Here is a 21,931-nt window from a genome sequence, read left to right on the forward strand (position 1 = left end):
TCACTATTTTTATTAGGGGGACAGTCCCTCCCTGCTTAACGCGGTAAATCGTTGAGGGGATTGTCACCTCTCATCAACTTCTAATCTTCTTCTCGTTTTTCTCTAATTATGATGGTCTAAAGTTAAGATATCGAATATGAAGGAGGAAATTAAAATGAATAAGAAATTAGTTACAGGTGTGTTGATTATCGGTTTATTATTAAGTGGTACGACAATTGCAGCAGCAAACTTGAATGATAATGCAACAACAACGAAGAAAGATGATACGGTGAAAACAGAAGTAGTGAAGGAGAAGGAGGGGATAATTTCCCTAGAAGAAGCGATAGAAATTGCTTTAGCTGAACATCATGGATATGTGGAAAGTATTGAGTTAGAGAGAAAACGTGGTAAAGTTTATTACGAGGTGGACTTCGAAAACCCCGATGTGGATGTATATATTGATGCTTCTACCGGTGAAGTATTACGAGTGGATTGGGATGACGATGATGATCGTTATGACGAAAACCATAAGCCAAACATGGAGAACATTATATCAATAGAAGAGGCGAAAGAAATTGCTGTTGCTGAAGTTGGTGGAAAGGTTATTGAAATCGATCTAGATAAAGATGATGGTCGATATGAGTATGAATTGGAATTAAGAACAGATCGTGGCGAAGCAGAAATTACGATTGATGCGGAGTCTGGAGAAATTGTAGAACTGGAATTAGACTAACGTACCCATGGTTCCGCCAGAAGAGTTTGGCGGAACCTTTCTACTGCATTTGTTTATGAAAGTAGTAGGGTTTTATAATTGTAGGGTTACTAATAAAAGTCATGAAATAGCGTTCTTATAGCAATAATAGATAAACAACCGCCAACCAAGTGAAAAATGGATTCCCTGAGAACCGGACTATCCACTTTTGTGGTTAATCATTCAATTCCAACGTCTCATTGATATCTGTTGATTTAGAATCTTGCCCGGTCAAGCGTTTATAGTAATAGGCAATCTTCTTTATAAGATTGCCGCTTTCCCAATATTCTGCTGCTTCCACATTGACTTTTAACAGGATAACGTTAGGATCATCATACGAAGTTTGCATGATTTTCTCGTGTACTTTGCTCCAATATTCTTTTTTCTTATCTGTATCTTCCACGATTTCCGCCTTTCCACGGACGGAAACATAAGATTTACCTACATATGCTACATTAACATCTTGGTTATGTAATATTTCCTCATATTTATCTGTCGCTTTTTTAGTGAAAAACCATAAGTCACCGTCAAATTCTACTTCTTGTGTTTTCATGGGACGAGAAACAAGCCCTTCTTCCGTAGCCGTAGTCAACATGGCCGTGTCTACATCTCTAATTAACTCTCTTAAAGTTTCAATTTCTTCTTTCTTCATCTTGTTAGACATTTTTACCACCTCTTTCATGGTTATATACTAACCTGGATACCAACTTTTATTCAGGTATTGCGGATTACTAAACATACGCTTAGATCTTGAAAATGTTTGATCTTTTCCTGTTATACTTCTAACCTTATTTTGTGAATATGATGTTATTATGGAGGTGATAAAAATTATGGGTTCATTTTTAGTCTTTGTTCTGATTATTTTAACCGTTGTGATTGATTTTTATTGGTTGGATATAGATCGTAAAAGATGGGGTTGGATGAATAATTGGTCTAACAGGAATAAAACATTATTTTTAATCGGTTTTATTGTAGTTTCCAGTTTGATCTATTTCGGCTTGAGTACTGAGTACCTTAGGAGGGGATAGATGTACCTTGGACCCGGGAGGTGATGGGGAAAGGACCGTTAGACCTGTCCCTATGGTCCATCTTTGAGATAGAAGTTATGAAGCTAACGAAGCAATTTAGTGAAAAAGCAATTAGTAGAAATATTTTAATAGTTGCACCCCAACAAAGTTTGGCGAATTTCTTGGTTCCTCCTAATAGTAATATTTTTATATTTTTGGGAAACAGGTCTTCGTTCAAAAATTGGAAATGGATTGTATAATAATCGAGGGCGATTGTTGGAGTGTTGAGCAACTTATATGGTTCACGTGGTCCACGAAAATATCAAGTAGAAATGAGGAATGAACCATGAAGATATTAGCACTATGTAGAAGCTCTCGAACGAAGAACTTTATAGATAGATCAACTTACAGAGGTGAAGTCGTGAAATATACTTGCCCTTGCTGTGGTTATAAAACATTGGATGAAGAACCACCAAACACTTACGACATTTGTGAGATTTGTTTTTGGGAAGATGATGGCTACCAATATAAATATCCTGATGAAACAGGCGCCAATTATGTTTCCTTTAGGGAAGCACAACAAAACTTTATTAAATTTGGAGCTAAAGGTAAAAGAAGTCTAAATTTTGTAAGACCTCCAAAGAAATCAGATAGGAAAGACGCTAATTGGAAACCGTTATAGTGTATAATGTTTTTCTTGTTCAACTATTCCTTATATTAGCGGGACTTTTTTATAATAGAGTAACAAGATAAGTATGTAGGATTATTTTGGGAGAGTGAATACATATGGGGGAGAATTGGATGGGACAAGGAACCTAGGCCCCTGTCCCATCTCTCTTCCTTTTGCTACTCTAGTACAGGCTCTCTTTTAAAGCTTAGCTTAGCGATTATCACACCAAGTAATGCCCCAACGACTGCTGGAACAACCCATTCAAGGTCAACATCTGCTAATGGTAAGGAGGCGTGAATCTTCTCAATCAGTTCTAACTTCATTCCAAAAGCATTTAACCCACTGATGACAGCAAACACACCTGTAAAGGAAAGGGCACTTACATAGACGATTCTTGAGCCTTTAAACTGACGATGGAAAAATGTTAGTACAATTAATACGATCGTCAAAGGATAAGCAATTACCAAGAAAGGTACGGAGACTTTTAATATTTGGCTAAGTCCCATATTGGTCAGTGTAAAGCCAATTAAAGCTGTAACGAAGACAACTGTTTTATAATTTGCTTTCGGAATTAATTTAGAAAAATATTGACCACAAGCTGATGTTAGGCCAACCACGGTCGTAAAGCAGGCAAGTGTAAATATTAAACCTATTAGCACCGTTCCACTCTGTCCAAATAAACTCGAAGAAACGGCAGATAGAATTTGAGTACCATCTGCAAATTCACCCGTAACCGCCATTTTACCACCAATAATCCCAAGAGAAACATAGACTACAGTGAGTAGTATACCTGCAATAAGTGCTGCTTTTAGCATGTAGCCTTTTAATTGCTTATCATCAGAAACACCCCGCTGACGAATAGCTGTCAAAATAACAATTCCAAAGGCAAGTGTAGCTAAGGCATCCATAGTATTATATCCTTCTAAAAATCCTTTAAAAAACGCTCCCGACTCATACCCACCAGTTGGTGTTTGAAAGCTTCCATTCAGTTGCATGAAACCAGTGACACATAGGATGACTATTGCCACTAGTAAAATTGGCGTGATAAAGCGCCCTAGATACCTTTCTAGATTAGTAGGATTTAAACTAATGAGATAAACGAGTATAAAGAATACAACAGAAAACACTAGTAAAGCGATGGTTGCTTTCGGTCCATCCATAAAAGGCATGAGTCCCATTTCAAAAGCGACATTTGCATTTCTTGGAATAGCTAGAAAAGGTCCGATAGATAAATAGACAATTACCATAAATACGGTACTAAATACCGGGTGAACTCGATTTCCTATTGCTTGAATTCCTCCCTTAACCCGGGCAATCGCAAATATAACCACTAATGGCAACCCTACGGCAGTAAGAACAAACCCAGCCATCGCTAGCCAAAATGTAGTACCAGATTGAGCACCTAAAAATGGTGGGAAAATTAGATTTCCAGCTCCAAAGAACATAGAAAATAACATAAGACCGATAAAAAATGAATCAAATTTACGCATGGTGTTTCTCTCCTTTAAGTTGTTTTTGAATATAAAAAAACCCGCCCCTTAAAAAAAGGGACGAGTTTATACTCGCGTTACCACCCTAATTCCGCAGAAAACTAAAAAACTGCAGCGCTCAAGTCAACGTACTATCATACGCGTTCCATTGTAACGGAGGACAACCCGTCAAAGCTTACTAGATTTTCAGCTTTGCATCTCAGAGATGATTTTCGGATAGGGGCTGAACACCGACTCTCACCAAACGCCGGCTCTCTTTGGATCAGGATTCCTAACTTACTGCTCTCGTCATCGATTTATGTATTAAAAGTAACTTATCAGATAATAATAGACTTGTCAATAATTTTTGAAAAACAAATACGGGGATAGCGCTACAACTTGAGATGGGACAAGGAAGCTGTCCCACCTCATTTAACTTTCCGTGTTTCGTGCGTTGGATTTTCCTTTATTTCGTCTTTGCTCATCTGGTCTTTTGGCTTTATTATGTTTTTCCTTCGGTGCGTGTGAGTCCTTAACCATATTTATCCCTCCGTTTTCACCATAATGTCATGAAGGTTCTATAGGTTTATTGTTATCGAATTGTGTGAAAATATGCAGTAGAATGTTGTTGTGTTTTCGAATTATTTTTTTAGCGTAAAGGCAGAGCTAGTACCTTTACGGTGGTTCTCATGCTTTACTTAAAGCACGTTGATGCCTATCGATGATCTAATCACAAAAGTTGCATTGCTTACTTAACGATATAGAATCTGATATAATGATTGGATATTAGCATCTAGTACTAAAAATGAGGTGATATTGTTGAATAGAGAAGATTTAATTGCACCGGAAAATTATAATATCGTGATGGAATTTGAAAAATATGCTACTGAACCTAATCGTGTTGCCGTAATTTTGGAAGACGAGCAGGGGGACCAACGAAAAATAACCTATCAAAACTTAATTAAAAATGCGAATAAGATCGGAAATATATTTAAGGAACAAGGTCTTAAAAAGGGAGATAGATTACTAGTTATGTTGCCCCGTCTCATTGAAACATATGAAGTATATATTGCAGCATTAAAAACTGGCATTATCATTATCCCTAGTTCAGAGATGTTGCGAACAAAAGATTTGCAGTATCGAATTTCGCATGGAGAAGTAAGCGGAGTCGTATGCCATTCAGATTATACGGACGAATTTAGGGCGATTGACCAGTATGAGGAGCTTACGAAATTTACTATAGGTAATTCTATTGATGGATGGAATCATATAGATAGTCTAAAGACTTCTGTATCCGATCAATTGGATATCGTTCCAACATCCAGAGATGATCTTGCATTTTTACCATATACATCAGGTACAACGAGTAATCCAAAGGCGGTTATGCATACCCATGCTTGGGGCTATGCCCATATGAGTTCTGCACCAGTACATTGGCTTGGAATCCATGATGGTGATACCGTTTGGGCGACGGCAGCTCCAGGCTGGCAAAAATGGGTATGGAGTCCATTTTTATCTGTATTAGGAACGGGTGCCACCGGGTTTGTATATAGCGGAAAATTTGAACCAAAGAAATATCTATCATTAATAGAGACTAATAAAATCAATGTATTTTGTTGTACACCAACTGAATATCGTCTCATGGCGAAACTAGATAATCTACAGGACCATGATTTATCAGCAGTCCACAGTGCTGTTTCCGCTGGAGAACCTTTAAATCGTGAAGTTATCGACCAATTTGAAAAGCATTTTAATATTACGGTTAGAGATGGCTATGGTCAAACGGAAAATACATTATTATTAGGATTTTTAAAAGGTATGAAAGTAAAAGCGGGCTCAATGGGGAAACCAACTCCAGGAAATAATGTACAATTAATTGACGAGGACGGAAATCCTGTCAAAGTTGGAGAAGTTGGCGACATAGCAATTCCACTAGATACCCCAGCACTATTTAAAGGGTATTACAAGGATGAGGACCGTACGAGGAAAACCCGTCGTGGTAACTTCTATATTACAGGTGACCAAGCTTCATTAGATGAGGAAGGATATTTCTGGTTTGAAGGTAGAAATGACGATATTATCATTAGCTCAGGCTATACAATCGGTCCCTTTGAAGTAGAAGATGCTTTGGTCAAACATTCAGCGGTAAAAGAATGTGCTGTCATCGCTAGTCCAGATGAAATTCGTGGAAATATCGTGAAGGCATACGTTGTTCTACAAAGTAACGTGGTAAATAAAGGGGAGAAGTTAGTGAAAGAATTGCAGGATCATGTGAAACAATTAACTGCTCCATATAAATATCCAAGGGAAATTGAATTTATTGATGAACTACCGAAGACATCATCAGGTAAAATCCGCCGTGTTGAGTTAAGACAGCGTGAAAAAAATCAAGCATAAGAATAAACTTCCATCTATTGAGGTACTATCCTTTAAAGATGGAAGTTTTTTATTGGTTATGAGGGAAGGGGAGCGTAGAAAGGTAACAGAGAGAGTGCTGTCTGTGCCCTAAATGCCGAGTGGAAGCGAGAAGAGGTAATAGATAGAGTGTGTCCGTGCCCTAAATGCCGAGGAGAGGCTGAAAAAGGTAACAGAGAAGTGATATCCGTGCCCTTTTACCGGAAAGGAAGCGGAAAAAGGTAACAGAGAAAGGTGATCCGTGCCCTTTTACGGGATTGGAAACAGGAAAAGGTAACAGAGAAGGCTGATCCGTGCCCTTTTACCGGAAAGGAAGCGGGAATAGGTAGCAGAGAAATGATATCCGTGCTCTTTTACCGGAAAGGAAGCGGGAAAAGGTAACAGAGAAAGGTGATCCGTGCCCTTTTACGGGATTGGAAACAGGAAAAGGTAACAGAGAAGGCTGATCCGTGCCCTTTTACCGGAAAGGAAGCAGGAGAAGGTAATAGAGAGGAAGCCTCAGTGCCCTAAATGCCGGGGGGAAAGCGGGAAAAGTAATAGATAGAGTGTGTCCGTGCCCTAAATGCCGACGGAAAGCAGAAAAAGGTAATAGATAGACTGCATCAATTCCCTAAATGACGAAGGGGAGCGAAAAAAGGGCACAGATGGCTACGTGGTGGATATGGAGTAAGTTCATATAAGTGACACCCCTTCTTTTTGAATCAGTACTAGTTTAATATAATAAAAATCGCCATGCCAATATCATGACAATTTAACGGTTGGAGCGCCTTTATTTCACTATTGTATAGGTAATGAGCATCCTAATCAGAGATTACTTTTACCAAAAAATCAATCGATTGAAAAAATATTTCTAATATTATGTTACAAATCTATATAAAATGTGACAAAAAATGGTATAATTTTCAATGAAAACTTAATTGAAAGAAGAGGTTAACATGTCAAAAGTGACAAAACCAAAGAAAAAGATGGCTTTATGGAAAAAAATAGTGATTTCGGTGCTTGCCGTGTTATTAGTTGCTGTAGTTGGTGGGGGTGTTTATGCATATTCCATCTATAGTAATGCAAAGAAAACCGTTAATGAACATATGTACAAAGAGGTAGTTAATATTGATCGGGAAGTAACGAAGCAGAAGGTAGAGAATCTAGATAACTTGAATATTCTATTAGTAGGGTTAGATGCTCGTGCTAATGAGAGGGGACGGTCCGATACGTTAATGATCCTATCGTTATATCCGGATAAAGACCAGATGCAGCTTGTAAGTATTCCGCGTGATACACGTACTATGATTGTTGGTAAAGGGTATGAGGATAAGATTAACCATGCGTATGCTTTTGGTGGTATTGACATGTCAATTGCTACAGTAGAGAATTTACTCGATATAGAACTAGATTATTATGTTGAAATGAACATGGAAGGGTTAACGGAATTTATTGATGAATTGGGCGGAATTACCGTACAGAACGAACTAGATTGGAAATCTGATGGTTACCATTATAAGAAGGGTGAGCTTAACTTAAATGGTAAAGAGGCTCTAGGCTATGTGCGTATGCGTAAGCATGATTCTACTGGGGATTTTGGTCGTACGGGACGTCAACGACAAGTAGTGGAAGCGGCGATTAATAAGGGGGCGAATATCGCTTCTATTGGGAAGATTAATAGTTTTATAGACATTCTTGGTAATAACATGCATACCAATATGGATTTTGACGATATGAAAAACCTATTATTGAATTATAAAGATGTTCGACGTAACACGACAGAGTATATGTTACAGGGTAGCGGTAAGATGATTGATGGAATCTATTATTACCTAGTTCCGGACGAGGAATTGCAGAAGGTTCATGGAATGATTGTTGGGGATAGTAGTTTGGAATAATCATAGATGGATATAGGGTAGCATTAATTGTTGATATTAGTGCTGCCTTTTCTTTAGGCATGACTCTGATTAATTAAGTAGATGCTACTTATTTGAGAGGTACTTACTATTCTATTGAATTGCAGTGGCTAGTCAAAGTAAGTATAAAGGCTATATTATTCGCAGTAATCGTATTGTTTAGTATTTCAGGAATTTTATACTATATTATATATAATGAAATTTAAACCGTTTAGAAAGGAGGATGAAATTGGAGGTAAAGAAAGAAACCATTGGAATATTGGCATCATTTCTATTGGCCCTTCCTCTTCTAGGTGGAGGGTATTGGGTGATTAATAGTTTAATGAATCAGCCTGCGAAAACGATAACAGATCAAACGTCACCTCAATCTATAGAAGAACCAGAAAGCAATGTAGACGGCACTCATATTTTTGTTAAAGATGAGATATCCATTACCGATTTAGACGATAGCTATCGGTATAATTCAGAGGAAGAGACTGAAGCGATGGTTTTAGAAGATACGGAGGATACGGAAGATAATTCAATGGAAGAGGAAGTTGATGTGTCGGATAGTATCCACGAGGACAATGTAGGAAATGAGAATCAAAACTCTTCAGTGGCAAACAGCACAGAAAGAACTAATGTAAGACAAGATAAACAACCTGTTCAAGACAAAACGAATAACAAGCCAGCTACTACGCGACCAGAAAAGAACGAACAAAAAGAAAAAACGACAGATTCTAAAAACAAAAAAGATGACAAGCAAACGTCACCACCTAAAAAAGAAGAAAAAGTCCCACCAGAAGATAATAAAACGGATTCTAATCCAAAGGATAATGAAGAAAAACCAACAACACCTAGTGATACCAATGAAGATAATACAGGTTCACAAAAGCCACCATCAACGGATAAAGGTGATCCAACAGATGAACCTGGAGGTGGAGATGCTAGTGAAGTACCGGAAGCACTGGGATAGTACGGTTAAATTAGCCTTCTAGCGTTAGACTAGAAGGCTTTTAACATTATTATTTGGGTTTGTTCTTAAATATGAATATTACCTTTGGAATTGAATGGGATTTATCCGGTGATGATGAGTTTTACGGTATAATTTTAGTGTGGTTGAGACAAATCGTTTTAATTCCAATTTTATATAAAGGGAGGAACAATCCCTCGCCACTTTAACGTGATAAACCACTAATCACTGTTCTTCACTAGGTTACTATTCCCCCTTATTCCCTTGCACCTTCGTAATGCCAATTCCACTAAAGATATAAATCAAAGCAAAGATTATTCCAAGATAAGTCATCGGAGCATAAAGGAAGAATTCTCCAGTTGATACTTGTAGTGTTTCCGCTACAAATGCTCCTGTAACGCCCCACGGAATGAGTGGGGCTAGAGCGGTTCCGGTATCCTCCATCGTACGAGACCAGTTTTTACGATGTAGACCAAATTTGTCATATAGTGGACTAATAATTGGACCGATGACAGCATATGTCACATAGTAACTTCCTGTAATGGTGAATAGAATACCGTGTAGAGCTAAACTAGAGCTCATCATAGCCTTACCACTTTTAGCTAATGCGACAATTTTGTCTAGTAGAATTTGAACCACTCCGGCTGATTTTAATGGGGATCCAAATACCGCAGCACTAATAAGCAAAGCAACGGTACCCAACATACTCGACATTCCGCCTCGTTGTACAATCTCATCCACGATTGGTATGTTTGTTGCTTGAGAATACCCATTATTTAATGCTGAAAACACTTCCAAAACATCTCTTCCTTGGAAAATAACCGCCAATACACAACCAGCAATAATACCTACACCGAATACAGGAAGTGTTGGCTTTTTAAAATAAATTAAGAGTAAGACAAGTAGTGGTGGAATAATTAATATCGGGTTGAGATTAAAATTCTTGCTCAACGTGGATAGAATCAAATTCACATTCTCACTATTCTCGATTTGCCCACCGAATTGGTAGCCTAGAATCAAATAAAGGACTAATGAGATAAGATAACCTGGAATCGTTGTCCAGAGCATATGTTTAATATGGTCAACAAGCTTCACCCCAGCCATGGTTGGTGCCATAATCGTGGTGTCAGATAAGGGAGAGAGTTTATCTCCAAAGAAAGCCCCAACGACAATAGCTCCAGCCGTGTAATGTACGGGAATACCAAGTCCAAGCGACACACCCATTAAGGCAACCCCTACTGTACCAATGGTTCCCCAGGAAGTTCCTGCCATAATAGACATAAACGAACAGACAAGTGCAGTAATAATTAAGAAAAAGGACGGGTCAATGCTTACCAAGCCATAATAGACAATTAATGGAATGGTTCCAGACAGCATCCAAGCACCGATTAGCATCCCAACAGCTAGCAAAATCAAAATAGCTGGAAGCATCGATTTAATTGTTTCAATTAAGTCTTCTTCTATCTTTTCCCAGGATATTCCCCAGATAAGTGATAAGGTGATCACGACTACCCCAGCTGTAATGAGTGTAATAGTGGTAGGGGTTCCAAGATATATGATGCCGCCTAAAACGACAGTAAATGATAACACAAGCAGTAGAATCGCTTTCCAAGTTGATAGTTTCATAGTTTTTTCTCCTTTTTTATGAACTTGCTTTGTAACGATGTATGTAGCCTTTTATAATTCGCACAGTAAATCAAGTGCGCTTTTGTCGACTATTCTCGTTGAGCTAGTTTATTCATTTACCTTACCTCCAATGCCTAAAAAGTAGCCTGTCTTAAAAATGGAGATAGAAAAAAAGACACAAAAAAACAATGATAGAAAATAACCTATCATTGTTTCCAATATGGCATCTTCCATTCGATCAGTAGTTCTCCATGCAGACCTGCATGACAGTATGCCTCTTATTCAAAGACATCCCAGCAATAATAAGATTGACCCTTATTACGCTTCGGCGAGCATTCCTTTCCACAATCATCATCGATGTCATACTCCGATTGATTACTCATAATGTTCGCGCCTCTACCTCACCGACCTGGTAAGGTATTATTAAATTTTTCAACAAATTATACTATACTAGATAATTTGGTATGTTTGCAAGTATTTGGAATCATCAGGGTATTGGATTGTATGCAAGCAGGAGTATGTTAGCATTCTACTATATTGGTAGCTGGTAGGGCTTGTTTTACAACTCCAATTCAATTCGTATAATTGCAATTAGATGTACACCTCTATCTAACATACCTGAAACCAAATCCATCCAACATCCGTATATAAACTAAAGGAGTTGCTTTTTATGAAAAAACTGATCGTTACGATCATTTTCCTATTTACCTTTTTCATTTTTGTAGAGCCAGCATTTGCCGAAGTGGATTATGTTATTAAGGATGTTCAGATAGATGCCTATTTAATGGAAAGCGGGGATGTTGCGGTAAAAGAAAGGTTCACGTATGATTTTGAAGGTGAATTTAATGGTATTACTCGCACGATAATTCCGAAGAAAGGTACCGCTATTGAAGATTTTGTAGCAAGTGAAGCTGGATCGCCATTGAAGGTAGAAAAAGAGGATAGCGAATATAAAATCTATCGAAAAGGTAATGAAGAAACGGTAACGATAGAACTCGGTTATACGATTATGAATGGGGTAGAGGTGTATCAGGATGTTGCCCAGTTCTACTGGCCATTTTTTGATAGTAGTAATGAATCGGTATATGAGAACATGACGATTTATGTACATCCACCTGCTAGGGCGGTTCAGGTTACGGCTTATGGTTATGATGAAGCATATGATACAGCAGAAGTAACAGCGGATGGTGGTGCCGTATTTTCATTAGGTTATGTGGAAGATGGGAAGAATGGGGACATTCAAGTAGTATATGATGAGACACTTTTTGGTGCTGCTCCATTAACCAGTGAAAAAATGATGAAAGATTCGATTCTGGAACAAATAGCAGATAATGAAGCTAAGCTAGCCGCGTTCCAGGATAGGAAAGCATGGTTAAATCGTATCGCTCCTTATATAGTTGGTGGCTTTGGACTATTTCTTGTTCTATTGCTCTTCGTCAGCATACGGCAAAAAATGGAGCTAAAACATGATGTGCAACGCCGTATAAAAGAGGAGTTAACGATACCTAAGCTTAACATGAGCATACCAGCAACAATCTATTATACTAATTCATTCACACCGAAAGACCAGTTACTAACGTCATCTTTATTAGAATTAGTTCGGAAAGGTTATGTGCGAACAAAAAATCAAGAAACGTTCTTGTTAGTCGATCGTTATACCGAGTATGACCATGAGTACATGTTAATCAACTTTTTATTTGATACGATTGGTAATGGAAAAACATTTAGATTTAAAGAACTGCAAACATTTTTAGAGGATGAATCGAATCATAATGATTACAACGAACATGTTCAAGCATGGATATACGCAATAAAGCAAGAAGTAAAATCGAAAGAACTTACTAAAGCAAAGAAAGGCTTTAGATGGACGGTTGCCCTCTTGAGCTTGCTACTTGTTCCATTAGCCGTTTTCTTTGGTATTCATGAACTGTTTATGTGGATGGCAGTTTCTATTATTCTGTTTCTTGGATTACTTGCTTTTAGTATTTTTTACAATCCGAAGACATTAGAAGGTGCGAAGATTTGGGAGGAATGGAAACAGTTTAATAAGAACTTCGATAGAATACCACCCAATCAATTGGAGAAATGGAGCACAGATGAGCAAATCATCGCTGTTAACTATGCATATGGTATGAATGATAAGGGAATAAAAATATGGAATAACCCAATATTCACATCGAATAAAAGCATGGATTCATCGAACGTTATGATGTATCTGCTTCTTGCATCAACTGCGAATCTGCACTTTAGTGAGGCAGATACGGTTACTGCTGCAACTACTAATTCATCCTCCACGACGACTGTAGGGACTGGTACAGGAGTAGGCGGTGGTGGTGGAGGTTCGGGTGCTTTTTAACCATGTAAAGTGCTTAGTGGGAGGATGCCCACTAAGCATTGTTTTTTTGTGCAATAGGGTAACGTGCACATTTGTTTAGCTTGATGAATCGACTTTTAAGATGATTTTCCCGATGTTTTTATTCTCTTCCATGTGTCGATGTGCTTGTTGAACATCCTCAAAAGCAAAGACAGAATCGACAATCGGTTTAAGCTGTTTTGATTCAAATAATTCTATCGTAGCTTGGGAAAAATCAACTGTTAGCTTCGCCTTATATTCATCACTTCTAGGTGTCAGTAATGTGCCTGTTAGTTGAACTCGTTTGCTCATTAGTTCCATCAAGTTCACTTCTACTTGTGCTCCCCCAAGGATACCAATTAATACCCAGCGACCATCCACCTTAATACTAGATAGGTTTTTGTTCCAATAGGATGCACCGACAAAGTCTAGTATCAGATCGACCCCTTGACCATCGGTAATGTGCGATACTTCCTCAGAAAAATCCTTTTCCTTATAATTGATTCCGTAATCTGCGCCTAAGGATTGTGCAAAATCTAGTTTTGCTTTTGAGCCAGCTGTTGTGATAACGTTTGCTGAAGAAATCTGTTTTGCCAGCTGAATTGCTGCAGTTCCGACACCACTTCCGCCAGCATGGACAAGTACGGTTTCCCCTTTGTTCAGGCTACCTAACCAATATAAGGTTTGATATGCGGTTAGAAATACTTCTGGAATGGCCGCTGCCTCTTCAAAGGATAAGCCTTCTGGAATAATCATTGCTCGCTCTGCTGGCATGATTGCATATTCTGCATACCCTCCACCATTCACAAGCCCCATCACCCGAGTACCGACTTTTACTTCTGTATTCGGTCCGACTTCTTCCACGATACCAGCTACTTCAATTCCTAGAATGGGATTCGTCATATAACCGGTCCGACCTTCACGATTAAGAATATCCGTACGATTAATTGCTGCGGCTTTTACATTAATTAATAGTTCACCTTCACGGGGTTCTGGCTTCGGTACATCTGTCACATGTAATTGTTCCGCTCCACCCGGTTGTTTCGTCATAATCGCTTTCATATTGATAACCCTCTTTTATGTGGATTTTTTTAAAATATAATTCCTTTTTAGCGTATCAGATGTTGGTGGGGGGATTCAAGTGAGGGTGTTTGGGGCGCTTTTCGCTGTCAGTATGAACACACTCACTTAACGAATATGTATTTGACGTATACTATTCCTCTTCCATAACCTTATTCGAACTCTTCCGATGATCATAACGTTCTGATATTTGAATTTTATATTCGAGATTCTTCTGATAATCCTTCGAGAAAACACAGGCATAGAGAACGTCTAATAAGAAGCCTATTGAGTTATTGGAGCTAAAGCTGCCTATTTTGGAATATAATTTTTCCCTTGTTGTAATTCGAAATACACAATCGGCTTGTTTGCTTAATGTATTGTCTCCAATGCTTGTTATTGCAATGATAGGTGTTTTTCTTTTTTGTAGTAACGGGAGAATGTTATGAGAGACGTGACTTTCTCCACTATAAGAAATAAGAATAGCCACTGTCTGCGAATTAGAACTTGCTGCTTCAAATTCCGAATCAATAGAACAGATGCTAACTCGCTTCCCAATCCGGTTCATATGTGCTTTAAAATCATGGCAGAGGATGAGGTTGTTTGTAATGCCAAAAATTTTAATTTCTGTTGCCTGATCTAGTAGTGTTGTTGCCTTTTGTAAATCATCAAACTTCATAAGTGACAGTGTGTCTTTGATGGTGTTTTGATGTAATGTTGCCATTTTATTGGCGATATTTAGTAAATGATCATGCTCATGGAATGGGAAATTGGCATCTACATTGGTAAAATGGCTATTTAAATATTCCATTTCATGAAGAAAATGATCTTTAAGCTCAATCCATCCATTATAGCCGAGCTTTTTAGCGATTCGAACTAATGTGGAGGGATGTGTAAATGTTTCTTCTGCTATCTGCTTTGTCGTTTTGTCTCGGATTAATTCAAGCTGTTCAAACATATAGTTGATAATGGCCCTCTCAGAAGGGGAAAAAATGTCATCTTTCATTTTTTCGGTTAGTAACATAGCGCATCACCTCTCTTTACTATACCAATATGTAAATGCTATTTACAAAAATAATAGATTTTTGTAAACGAATCTGTGAATCTATAATAATTATCACCAAAGTCACTTGTTTATCTTATCCTCCTACTTATAATGAAGATGTAATAATGAAAACAGTTACAAACTACCAACTGCAATTAGAATAAGGAGGAAAAAGTAATGACTAAAGGTGTTAAAATAGTAACCATTGGTGGAGGAAGTAGCTATACTCCTGAACTGATGGAAGGTTTTATTAAACGATATGACGAACTTCCTATTCGAGAAATTTGGCTTGTGGATATAGAAGATGGAAAAGAAAAACTAGAAACAGTAGGTACCATGGCACAAAGAATGTGGGATGCTTCCCCTTATGATGTAAAAGTACATCTAACGTTAGATCGTCGTGAAGCATTGAAAGATGCGGATTTCGTTACCACGCAATTCCGTGTTGGTTTATTAAATGCTCGGGTGAAAGACGAACGTATTCCGCTTTCTTATGGAATAATTGGTCAAGAAACGAATGGACCTGGTGGAATCTTTAAAGCATTTAGGACTATTCCAATTATCTTAGGTATAGTAGAAGATATGAAGGAACTATGCCCAGATGCTTGGCTGATTAACTTTACAAACCCTGCTGGTATGGTAACCGATGCGATTATACGTTATGGTAAATGGGATAAAGTTATCGGACTATGTAATGTTCCAGTTGGTGCGATGATGGCAGAGCCCGAACTAATCGGAAAATCTCTAGATGAGCTTGTATACTCATTTGCCGGTATAAATCATTTCCATTGGCATCGTGTGAAAGACTTACAGGGGAATGATGTAACAGGCGAAATCATCGAAAAGATGTACAGTAGTGATGCCGGTATTCCAGCAAATATTCATGATATCCCATTCTTTATTGATCAAGTGAAAAAAATGAATATGATTCCATGTGGATATCACCGTTATTATTACCGTTATGAAGAAATGCTTAACCACATGCTTGAGGAATACAATGATCCGGAGATTGGGACACGTGCACAGCAAGTGAAGCAAACAGAAGCTGAATTATTCGAGCTGTATCAAGATCCCAATCTAGATTATAAGCCAGAGCAATTATCTAAACGTGGTGGTGCACACTATTCTGATGCAGCATGCGAAACAATTGCATCGATTTATGCAAACAAAAATACACATATTGTGGTATCAACGAAGAATAATGGTGCAGTTCCAGACCTTCCAGCGGATACGGTTGTAGAAGTTTCTGCATATATCGGTGCAACCGGTGCAAGGCCAATTGCATTTGGTTCACTTCCACCAGCAGAAAGAGGCTGGCTACAAGTGATGAAGAATATGGAACTAGTAGTAGAAGAAGCAGCTGTGACCGGTGATTATGGTTTAGCTCTTCAAGCCTTTATTATCAATCCATTAATTCCAAGTGGTGAAACAGCAAAGCGTGTGCTAGATGAATTATTAATTGCCCACAAGAAATATTTACCACAGTTTGCTGAAAAAATTGCCGAGCTAGAAGCAGCTGGCGTGACAGTAAAAGATGAGATTGCTAGGGAATTAGTTTAAGGGATAGTATTATTTTATAGCGTAACAGGTGTTCTGGAATGGAGCACCTGTTTTTTCTGTGAAAGGGTCGATTGTAGCTGGTGAATGTATTAGACATGGTTAGTACATTGTTTGATTAGGTTGCTCATAGATTGAAGGTTCTCTTAATGAACACATAATATAGCCTTGACTACTTATATAAAGCTATTAAATGGTAGAAGTAAGGTGGACTTAGAAAATGGACCGAGTTACAGACTACCAAATGAACCAACAGGTGAACTTGCACACGGACCTAAGTACGGTCCCTTTAAATAAACAATACAAAAATAAACCAAACATGTCCTGTCTAGTAGTTGACGAATATAAAAAAGCCAACCAGAAATAAGTCCTTTTCTGATTGACCATTATTAAAAGGCAGATAAATTCAATTAGACATGATACTGAAGGAAACTTCAATTCATCCTGCCCAATCTATTATGTGAGGCTTTCGCTTAAATCTTTGAGCGCCACTTTTTCAATGACATATGCTACGCCGCCTTCATTATTACTAAGTGTTTCAAAATCTGCTACTGCTTTTACCTCTGGTATCGCGTTCCTCATTGCCACGCCACACCCTGCATATTCAATCATGGAAATATCATTTCCGTTATCACCAATACACATAACTTCCTCTTGTTTAATACCAAGTAGCTCTGCTAGCTTTCTTACCGCATTGCCTTTACTTGCATTTGGATGGACGAATTCTAAGAAGTATGGTGAGCTTTGAACGATATTATATTGATCCGTTAGACTCTCTGGAAGGGATTGAATGGTATGGGTGAGCTTTTCCGGTTTATTAATATACATAATTTTTGGTATGGATATATCCTTTGGTACATCACTTACCTGGCGATATCCTAGCGGGATCTTGTTTAAATAGGATTCTAGCACGGTATATTCACTAATATCAGCATTAGGTGTATAAAGTCCATTTACATCAAAGAAGTGCATAGGAGTGTTCAGTTCCAAACTATGGTCGTAAAGGTTTTGCAAATCATCGTGTTTTAGTGATAATTCTGCTACCACTTCGTTTGAATACGTGTTTTGTACAAATGCACCGTTATACGCAATGGCATAGTCACCGTCTTCATCTAAGTTTAGTTCCCTAATATAGCTCCGCATCCCACCAATGGGGCGCCCGGAACAGAGGACTACCTTGATTCCTTGTTTTTTCGCTTGGTGTAAGGCAGCTTTTACATTTTCAGGTACTTCATGATGGTCATTTAAAAGTGTACCATCCATATCAATTGCAATTAATTTGTACATAATAATCTCCATTCTTTAACTGATAACTCTATTATAAAATAATATACGATGTTTAGCATGTGTTTGGTCTTAATGGTTTCATTTCATGTACAGGTGTCTTGTGGTGGGAGAGTGTGTTTTAGGCGGAAAATATTTATGTGAGGAGTATAAGTGGCAGAAAATATGTAAACGTGGCTTGACGGATGAGGGTTCAGTATTTTTTAAATCAATAAATAACGAAGGGACGCTGCCATAAAACGCCCCTTCGTTTCTTACAATGTCTGAACTAGAATACTAGCGATTACAATAGAAGCTGTGGTGACAGTGGTGAAGCCGCCGACGAGCATGGGGGTAAGGATTTCATTGAAAATTGCTTGTCGTTCTTTCTCATTATCAGCTACACTACGGCTGACCTCCTCGCAGATAATATAATCGCCTGGGAATCCAAATAAAGCTGTTAAAGCAACAGGTACCCCTTTATTCAAATCCCATTTCATGAGTTTAGAGGCAATAATTCCTCCAGCAATAATACCAAGAATCCCGACTACCATAATCGTGAGTACAACTGGGATGTAGCCAACAAACATACTCGGTGTAATGTCATTCATCGCTCCTAATGAATAAATAATCAGGCCAACCATAGCGATCCCGAATGAATTGGAACGATCCATCATTTTATCATTGTAGAATCCTAAGAGTGCACCAACGACACCAACAATAAGTGCCCAAAGGCTATAGCTTATTCCAGTAAGATTTCCTAAGAAGATAGCTAATGCTCCACCTATAAATAGCTGTAAGAGAAGAATGACATTGGTTTGGTATTTTTCCGGAATCCATGTTTTTCTTGTCTTCTCCTTGATAGAGCTAGTACTTGTCGCTGCTATTTCGATAGTGCCATTAGAGGATAATTCCCTTTTTATGTGATAAGCATGCCGCCGTAGATAGTGTGTCGCTAGTGGCATGCCGATTAATCCTTGAATGGCAATAACTAGTGCAGGTATGGTAATTAAGCTAACCAACCCTAGCTCCTGAAGCCTGTCTGTTGTTAAGATAAAGGCAATCGTTCCTCCTGTAAGCGGACCAATTCCAGCAACTGCTGAGGCGTAGTCAAAGAGTATTGGGACAAGGAGCAATACGAAGACCGCTGCAACAATAATCCCGAATAATGCGATAAATACAGCCCTAATCTGCGCCTTCAGAAGTTTGAAGGGTACCATCGTTCCCATGTGTACGATTAATGGTGCAATCATGAGTCCGCCAAATGCAGTTAATGCGGATGAACCGATTAGGTCCTTTGGAAAAATGCCTGTCCACAGAAGTAATAAGTATCCCAACATGACTACTAGAAGCATTGGAATACGTGCTCTAGACTTAATCGATAAAAATTCACCTACACCTAATAAAAGTAAAATAAGCATTGTCGCAACGACAGGTTCATTCATGATGGTCATCCCCTTAAAGTGTATTTAATTTGAATTTTCAAACATCGAAATATATTACGTAGCCATTGCCGCAGTGAATTTCACGCCACTAAACATAATGATTGGGAGGAGAAGCCCTGTTTGAGGGATTCTCCTGTATCATTTAGTTACTCGTTGCGGGTACTTTATTTAGCTTATTTTTTACTAATTCGCCATCTTTAAAAACAGCGACAATGTTATCGTTGTTCTCTAATGAGCGGATATCGGTTAATGGATCTGTACTCGTAATGACGATGTCAGCTAGTTTACCAGCTTCTACTGTTCCAATTTGGTCATCCCAGCCCATGCATTCTGCCGCAGTCTTGGTAGTCGCAACAAGGGATTCCATAGGAGACATTCCGATCTCACACATCAGACCTAGTTCACGTAGATTGGTACCATGAGCCATTACTCCTGCATCCGTTCCCATGGCGATTTTAACACCGGCTTGATAGGCGAGTGCGATACTTTCTTTATGGTATTCCACGACTTCGCGACATTTTTGCACACCATATTCTGGCATGGAGCCACTTGCCTCAGCATTCTCTAATACCGATACAGGTGCTAGTAGGGTTGGTACGAGATACGTACCATGCTGAACCATTAAGTTTGCTACCTCATCATCGATGAAAATTCCGTGTTCAATCGAATGTATCCCGGCAAGAACCGCATTTTTAATTCCTTCTTTGCCTTGTGCATGGGCCATTACTTTCAAGCCACGCCGATATGCTGCTTCACGAACCATTACTTCAAGCTCTTCCTGGCTGTACTGGGTAAACTCTGGGTGATCGGTTGGGCTAAGCACCCCACCGGTTGCGTGAACCTTGATTACATCTGCTCCAGCTCGAAGTACCTCGCGAACCTTTTTAGTGACTTCTTCAACACCATCACACAAACCGTCCGGGCTTCCCGGATAGCCGTGTAAGGTCAGGTCGACACCAGAACGCATCCAACTGTCCCCATGCCCACCAGTGATGGTTAGTGGTGTGATACTAATTTGCATTCGTGGTCCTGGCACGATACCATCCTTTATGGCCTGTTTGACACCGGCATCCGTTCCTCCTGCATCACGTACAGTTGTAATACCAGCATCGAGTGTTCGTTTCATAAATTGAGTAGCCTGGTAAAACCGGTATGAAAAAGGCGTGGTTACTTGTTTTTCCACCGGTCCAACCTCGAACATCATATGTACATGCGTATCGATAAACCCAGGTAAAATAAATCCACCATTTACATCAACTTCCGTAACATTTTCACTTGGAATTTGAATGTCAGCCAATTTTCCCGCTGCTTGAATCACATTATCTTTTACTAAAACGCAAGCATCCACAATTGGTTGTCCGCCATTTCCATCGATTAATGTACCATTTTTGATAAGTGTATAAGCCATTACCAGCACGCTCCTTTAAATATTATGTTCATTGTAATTACAAATTCGAAACTAGAAACGAATCCCATTTATATCTGCGGAATGTATCACCTTCTAAATTGTTATGTAGTTGAATTAGAAATTTTTGATTTTAAAGGATTCTACCACATGAAAATTCCTTTGACTAGATATTTTCTAAAAATTCTTTTATATATGGTAATTTTAAATATTAAAAGAAAACGCAACCATTACGTTTGTTATCGAAATAATGAAGGTTTTATCAAAATGAAAAATAGGTCTAAATACCTATAAGGGGATGGGAGAAAGGTAAGGGTGCTTATTTCAATAGGAGTTGGCTATTGGAGAGGATGCCAGATTTAGCTCCTATCCTTGTTAGGTTAGCAGCTTCTATATTTTCGCGCGGGTTTATGGAAAAATCGCGCGAGAACGTTCGGTATTCGCGCGAGAGTCAAGGGAAATCGCGCGAACATGTCCAGAAATCGCGCGAGTACTACAGTGTCGCGCGAAATTCATATGAGGTCGCGCGAAACGCAGCCAGCCCCGAGCGAAACGTAGTCAAGCCCGCACGAATTCCAGACAGCCCCCTCGAAATCCAGTCAGCCTCGCGCGAAACACAGCCAACCTCGCGCGAAATCCAGTAATTTTCGCGCGAAAGACCAGGTCGTTTAAAGCAAAAAGGAAAGTGGAATGGCCTAGTCCGAGGAAAATCCAGAGTAAAAGTAGCCGGCGGTTTTGGAGCTTAAGCCGGAGTTGCTTGGGGGGATTAGAGGGGGAATTATTCAAGCAGCGAAAATCGTTTAAATGAGTAGACCAGCGTACAGGTAACCATTCTGGAATCAGACTTTAGTAGGATAAATTTTCCTTGCATAGGAGCTACTGGTTGGGGGAAATTTAGCGAGGAAAATAATATTTTTTTTGCGTGGTTTAACGGCTATAGCGCCTATGTGGTAGCGGTTTCGACAAAAAATGACAAAAGTCGTTTATTTTTACCTTTGATATTTTATTACTTATAATTATTATGAACTACATAAATAGGA

16 protein-coding genes, 1 riboswitch and 1 other annotated feature are annotated in these 21,931 nt (G+C 38.8%); of the genes, 8 read left to right on the forward strand and 8 right to left on the reverse strand.

Annotated elements, in window-relative coordinates; all coding sequences use genetic code 11:
- Nucleotides 1-154: 154 nt before the first annotated feature.
- The gene (locus ACSKT4_RS13605) at nt 155-712 is read left to right on the forward strand and encodes a PepSY domain-containing protein (protein WP_465823606.1); all 558 of its coding nucleotides are present in this window, start codon (nt 155-157) and stop codon (nt 710-712) included.
- Between the two features lie 193 nt (nt 713-905).
- Here the strand turns inward: ACSKT4_RS13605 and ACSKT4_RS13610 are convergent, their stop codons facing one another.
- Nucleotides 906-1,394, reverse strand: coding sequence for a pyridoxamine 5'-phosphate oxidase family protein (locus tag ACSKT4_RS13610; protein WP_343458021.1), 489 nt, complete (start codon nt 1,392-1,394; stop codon nt 906-908).
- A gap of 764 nt (nt 1,395-2,158) precedes the next feature.
- On the opposite strand from ACSKT4_RS13610, the gene ACSKT4_RS13615 reads away from it, so the two are divergent.
- The gene (locus ACSKT4_RS13615; RefSeq protein WP_186868488.1) at nt 2,159-2,419 is read left to right on the forward strand and encodes a CPCC family cysteine-rich protein; all 261 of its coding nucleotides are present in this window, start codon (nt 2,159-2,161) and stop codon (nt 2,417-2,419) included.
- Between the two features lie 164 nt (nt 2,420-2,583).
- Here the strand turns inward: ACSKT4_RS13615 and brnQ are convergent, their stop codons facing one another.
- Entirely contained in the window at nt 2,584-3,897 is a 1,314-nt protein-coding gene (brnQ, locus tag ACSKT4_RS13620) for a branched-chain amino acid transport system II carrier protein (protein WP_465823607.1), read from the reverse strand.
- A gap of 53 nt (nt 3,898-3,950) precedes the next feature.
- Nucleotides 3,951-4,198: a binding site (T-box leader), on the reverse strand.
- Between the two features lie 497 nt (nt 4,199-4,695).
- Between brnQ and mbcS the strand changes: the two genes are divergently transcribed.
- The 3 genes from mbcS (at nt 4,696) to ACSKT4_RS13635 (ending at nt 9,141) form a co-directional block, all read left to right on the forward strand.
- Nucleotides 4,696-6,273: an acyl-CoA synthetase MbcS gene (mbcS, locus tag ACSKT4_RS13625; protein ID WP_343458023.1), complete on the forward strand. Its 1,578-nt coding sequence runs from the start codon at nt 4,696-4,698 to the stop codon at nt 6,271-6,273.
- Between the two features lie 953 nt (nt 6,274-7,226).
- Nucleotides 7,227-8,168 carry an LCP family glycopolymer transferase gene (locus ACSKT4_RS13630; protein WP_186868420.1) on the forward strand — a complete coding sequence of 314 codons (942 nt, stop codon included), beginning with the start codon at nt 7,227-7,229 and terminating at the stop codon, nt 8,166-8,168.
- 247 nt (nt 8,169-8,415) lie between these two features.
- Nucleotides 8,416-9,141 carry a hypothetical protein gene (locus ACSKT4_RS13635; protein ID WP_465823608.1) on the forward strand — a complete coding sequence of 242 codons (726 nt, stop codon included), beginning with the start codon at nt 8,416-8,418 and terminating at the stop codon, nt 9,139-9,141.
- Between the two features lie 243 nt (nt 9,142-9,384).
- Here ACSKT4_RS13635 and nhaC read toward each other — a convergent pair whose 3' ends face one another.
- Nucleotides 9,385-10,764 carry a Na+/H+ antiporter NhaC gene (gene nhaC / locus ACSKT4_RS13640; RefSeq protein ID WP_465823609.1) on the reverse strand — a complete coding sequence of 460 codons (1,380 nt, stop codon included), beginning with the start codon at nt 10,762-10,764 and terminating at the stop codon, nt 9,385-9,387.
- Between the two features lie 234 nt (nt 10,765-10,998).
- Nucleotides 10,999-11,171: riboswitch (Lysine riboswitch) on the reverse strand.
- A gap of 263 nt (nt 11,172-11,434) precedes the next feature.
- Between nhaC and ACSKT4_RS13645 the strand changes: the two genes are divergently transcribed.
- On the forward strand, nt 11,435-13,120 hold the full coding sequence (locus tag ACSKT4_RS13645) for a DUF2207 domain-containing protein (protein ID WP_465823610.1): 1,686 nt from the start codon (nt 11,435-11,437) through the stop codon (nt 13,118-13,120).
- Between the two features lie 75 nt (nt 13,121-13,195).
- Here ACSKT4_RS13645 and ACSKT4_RS13650 read toward each other — a convergent pair whose 3' ends face one another.
- On the reverse strand, nt 13,196-14,179 hold the full coding sequence (locus tag ACSKT4_RS13650; protein ID WP_186868424.1) for an NAD(P)H-quinone oxidoreductase: 984 nt from the start codon (nt 14,177-14,179) through the stop codon (nt 13,196-13,198).
- A gap of 151 nt (nt 14,180-14,330) precedes the next feature.
- Nucleotides 14,331-15,182 carry a MurR/RpiR family transcriptional regulator gene (locus tag ACSKT4_RS13655; RefSeq protein ID WP_465823611.1) on the reverse strand — a complete coding sequence of 284 codons (852 nt, stop codon included), beginning with the start codon at nt 15,180-15,182 and terminating at the stop codon, nt 14,331-14,333.
- A gap of 216 nt (nt 15,183-15,398) precedes the next feature.
- Between ACSKT4_RS13655 and ACSKT4_RS13660 the strand changes: the two genes are divergently transcribed.
- Both ACSKT4_RS13660 and ACSKT4_RS13665 read left to right on the forward strand, forming a co-directional pair.
- Nucleotides 15,399-16,781 carry a 6-phospho-beta-glucosidase gene (locus tag ACSKT4_RS13660; RefSeq protein ID WP_186868426.1) on the forward strand — a complete coding sequence of 461 codons (1,383 nt, stop codon included), beginning with the start codon at nt 15,399-15,401 and terminating at the stop codon, nt 16,779-16,781.
- A 165-nt stretch (nt 16,782-16,946) separates the two neighbouring features.
- Nucleotides 16,947-17,075 (forward strand): hypothetical protein, encoded by a 129-nt coding sequence (locus ACSKT4_RS13665; RefSeq protein WP_465823612.1) that lies wholly within the window; start codon nt 16,947-16,949, stop codon nt 17,073-17,075.
- Between the two features lie 159 nt (nt 17,076-17,234).
- Here the strand turns inward: ACSKT4_RS13665 and yidA are convergent, their stop codons facing one another.
- From yidA to ACSKT4_RS13680, 3 genes are all read right to left on the reverse strand, one after another.
- Nucleotides 17,235-18,065 carry a sugar-phosphatase gene (gene yidA / locus ACSKT4_RS13670; RefSeq protein WP_186868428.1) on the reverse strand — a complete coding sequence of 277 codons (831 nt, stop codon included), beginning with the start codon at nt 18,063-18,065 and terminating at the stop codon, nt 17,235-17,237.
- A gap of 251 nt (nt 18,066-18,316) precedes the next feature.
- Nucleotides 18,317-19,486 (reverse strand): hypothetical protein, encoded by a 1,170-nt coding sequence (locus tag ACSKT4_RS13675; RefSeq protein WP_246521276.1) that lies wholly within the window; start codon nt 19,484-19,486, stop codon nt 18,317-18,319.
- Nucleotides 19,487-19,628: 142 nt separating this feature from the next.
- Nucleotides 19,629-20,894: a metal-dependent hydrolase family protein gene (locus tag ACSKT4_RS13680; protein WP_465823613.1), complete on the reverse strand. Its 1,266-nt coding sequence runs from the start codon at nt 20,892-20,894 to the stop codon at nt 19,629-19,631.
- Nucleotides 20,895-21,931 lie beyond the last annotated feature (1,037 nt).

This window comes from Ornithinibacillus liuyingii (genome assembly GCF_055550225.1).